At 66.8% G+C, this 567-nt stretch carries 1 protein-coding gene; it reads right to left on the minus strand.

The genetic code is table 11. From position 1 onward, the window contains the following. On the minus strand, positions 1-567 hold a 567-nt coding region (locus HX846_RS30440), incomplete at both ends, for an efflux RND transporter periplasmic adaptor subunit (protein WP_178966804.1).

Here is a 567-nt window from a genome sequence, read left to right on the forward strand (position 1 = left end):
TCCACGGGATTGGCGGCCAGTTGCACCGAATCGTCGTCGGCCAGGCCGTCGGGCGGGGTGTCGATCACGCGGTCGGTGGCAACCAGGCCGCTGCCGATTTCCACGCTGTCACCGAAGTCCCGGGCGATGGTCACGGTCTTGAAGTGCACATGATTATTCGCGTCGAGGGTGGCCACGCGCATGCCCTTGTCATCGAACACCAGGGCGCTGGCAGGCAGGCGCAGCACGTCGGTCTGCACCGGCAAGGTGAACTGCACGCTGGTGTAGCCGCCCGGCAACAGGCGGCTGCCGGGGTTCTCCACCAACAATTGCACCAGGGTGCTGCCGGACGCGGCGTTCACCGCATCGGCAGTGGCGATCACCTTGGCGTTGAAGGTTTCACCGCGATACTCCGGCACGCTCAGACGCGCCACGGTGCCCACCTGGATCTGCGGCGCCGACGACTGCGGCACCTGCACATACACCCGCAGGCGGCTGACGTCGGAGACCGCGAACAGCTCTTTGCCGGTGGCACCACCGGCACTGATCAGCGCACCCACATCGGTGGAGCGTGCAGTGACCACGCCG

Source organism: Pseudomonas sp. K5002 (assembly GCF_013386655.1).
In the GTDB taxonomy this organism is placed as follows: domain Bacteria; phylum Pseudomonadota; class Gammaproteobacteria; order Pseudomonadales; family Pseudomonadaceae; genus Aquipseudomonas.